This is a genomic window from Streptomyces sp. NPDC059900 (assembly GCF_050270335.1).
In the GTDB taxonomy this organism is placed as follows: domain Bacteria; phylum Actinomycetota; class Actinomycetes; order Streptomycetales; family Streptomycetaceae; genus Streptomyces.
The window spans coordinates 1-2,633 of the sequence record NZ_JBNNJZ010000844.1 but is presented as its reverse complement, the minus strand read 5'-3'; the positions used below and the strand labels follow the sequence as shown (position 1 = coordinate 2,633).

At 72.7% G+C, this 2,633-nt stretch carries 2 protein-coding genes; both read right to left on the bottom strand.

All coding sequences use genetic code 11. From position 1 onward, the window contains the following. Positions 1-260: 260 nt before the first annotated feature. Positions 261-2,273 (bottom strand): ABC transporter ATP-binding protein, encoded by a 2,013-nt coding sequence (locus ACQKIP_RS44775; protein ID WP_365867013.1) that lies wholly within the window; start codon positions 2,271-2,273, stop codon positions 261-263. Further along, a partial coding sequence (locus ACQKIP_RS44770; protein ID WP_427745625.1) for an ATP-binding cassette domain-containing protein occupies positions 2,270-2,633 on the bottom strand: 364 nt, incomplete at its 5' end. The genes ACQKIP_RS44775 and ACQKIP_RS44770, both read right to left, overlap by 4 nt.

Sequence of the window (2,633 nt, the reverse complement as noted above, 5' to 3'; positions counted from 1 at the left end):
GTGCAACACGGTGGTGCCGGGAATCGAGGGGAAGAGTGGCACCGGCGCGCTCTGTTTGTCAGGAGTGCGTCAAGAGTTGGCCGGAAATGGTCCGCTGCCCGGTGGCTCACGTTCGATATACGGAGGGGTCGCTCAAGGTCAGGGGCTCCCGATTGTTCGACGGGAGCCCCTCACCGGGCACGCGAGGCGGTGTGGCTGATTCCGGCCCCTTCCCTTGAGCGGGCGCGGGCGGGCGCGGGGCAGGTACGGTGAGGCCGCGCCTAACCCACCACGCTGTCCCGCCACGCGCGGTGCAGATCCGCGAACGAGCCGCTGCCCGCGATGAGTTCGGCCGGAGTCCCGTCCTCCACGACGCGGCCGTGCTCCATCACGAGCACCCGGTCGGCGATCTCCACCGTGGAGAGCCGGTGGGCGATCACGACCGCGGTCCGGCCGCGGAGCACCGTGTGCATGGCCCGCTGCACGGCACGCTCGCCGGGGATGTCGAGCGAGCTGGTCGCCTCGTCCAGGATCAGCACCGCCGGGTCGGCGAGCAGGGCCCGCGCGAAGGCGACGAGCTGGCGCTGGCCTGCGGAGATACGGCCGCCCCTCTTGCGTACGTCGGTGTCGTAGCCGTCCGGCAGGGACGCGATGAAGTCGTGCGCGCCGATGGCCTTCGCCGCCTGCTCGACGTCCTCGCGGGTGGCGTCCGGGCGGCCGATGGCGATGTTCTCGGCGACCGTCCCGGAGAACAGGAAGGCCTCCTGGGTCACCATGACCACCCCGCGCCGGAGTTCCGCGTTGGCGAGGCCCCGCAGGTCGACGCCGTCGAGCAGGACCCGGCCCTCCGTCGGGTCGTAGAAGCGGGCCAGGAGCTTGGCGAGCGTGGACTTGCCGGCGCCGGTGGAGCCGACCACGGCGACGGTCTGCCCGGCGGGAAGCGTCAGGTCGAAGCGGGGCAGGACCTCGCCGCCGGTCCGGTAGGCGAACCGCACGCCGTCGAAGTCGACCTCGCGGCCGGGGTGTTCGGAGGCCAGGGCGGGCAGCTTCCGGGTGCGGTCGGGGCGGGGCTCGGGCACGGAGGGGGTCTGGGCGAGCAGCCCTGCGACCTTCTCCAGGGAGGCCGCCGCGGACTGGTAGGAGTTCAGGAACATCCCGAGCCGGTCGATCGGGTCGTACAGGCGCCGCAGATACAGCACGGCCGCGGCGAGGACGCCGAGGGCGAGGGTGTCCTCGGTGACGCGGTAGGCGCCCCACAGGACGATGCCGGCGACGGCCGTGTTGGCGACGAGCCGGGAGCCGACCACGTAGCGGGCCATCTCCAGCATGGCGTCGCCGTTGGCCCGCTCGTGATGGCGGTTGAGCTTGCCGAATTCCTCTTCGTTCGCCCGCTCGCGGCGGAAGGCGCGGACCGGGCGGATGCCGTTCATCGTCTCGGCGAACTTCACGATGACGGAGGCGATCGCCGTGGACCGCTTCCCGAAGAGCGGTCCTGCGCGGCGCTGGTAGCGGCGTACGAGGAGGTAGAGCGGCACGAACGACGCGACGGCCACGGCGCCCAGGCTCAGGTCGAGCCAGAGCAGCATCACCGAGATGTAGACGAAGGACAGGATGACGGTGATCAGCTCCTGGAGCCCCTCGCTGAGGAGTTCCCGCAGGGATTCCACGTCGGTGGTGGACCGGGAGATGAGCCGCCCCGACGTGTACCGCTCGTGGAAGTCCACGCTGAGGGCCTGCGCGTGCCGGAAGATGCGGCCGCGCAGATCGAGCAGGACGTCCTGGTTGACGCGGGCGGAGGCCACGATGAACGCGTACTGGAACCCGCCGGACGCGCCCGCGCAGAGCAGATACCCGATGCCGACGGCCACGAGCGGCCCGTAGTCACCGCCCCGGACGGCGGGCACACCGCTGTCGATGGCATACGCGACGAGCAACGGCCCGCCCTGCACGGCGGCCTGCTGGAGGAGCAGCAGCACGGTCGCGACGACGACCCGCCTGCGCAGCGGCGAGAGCAGCGACCGCAGCAGGGCGGACGTGGCGCCGGACGGCGCGGGAAGGGTGTCCTGGTCGAAGTCGTCGGCGGGGTCTGCGGGTTCGGCGGCGTCGGCGGGCGCGGACGCCGACGCCTTGCCGGGGGTTTCGGGTGCTGACCCCTTGCCGCGGGTTCCGGGCACCGATCCCTTGCCGGGGGCGGCGCGCTCGCCGGGGGCCGGTTCGGGGCGACCGGCATCCTGCGCGGGGGAATCCTCCTCGTCCGGCCCCGTGGTCCGTGACGCCGGTGTGGACGCGCTCATCGCAGGCCCTTCCCCTCCGCGGACCCGACGCCCGCCTCAGTCTGTACATCCGCAAATCCGGAGACCGCCGTCCCCGACATCAGCCACGCGTACTCCGCGTTCTCCCGCAGCAGTTCCTGGTGCGTGCCCACCGCGGTGATCCGGCCGCCGGAGAGCAGCGCCACGCGGTCGGCGAGCAGGACCGTGGACGGGCGATGGGCGACCACCAGGGCCGTCGTGTCCCGCAGGACGCGCCGCAGGGCCGCCTCCACCAGGGCCTCCGTGTGCACGTCGAGCGCCGAGAGCGGGTCGTCGAGCACCAGGAAGCGCGGGCGGCCCACCACCGCGCGGGCCAGGGCCAGGCGCTGGCGCTGGCCGCCG

What these genes read in the sequence shown, in the direction of transcription:
- ACQKIP_RS44775 (WP_365867013.1), bottom strand. Translation starts at nt 2,273, where the DNA reads ATGAGCGCGTCCACACCGGCGTCACGGACCACGGGGCCGGACGAGGAG.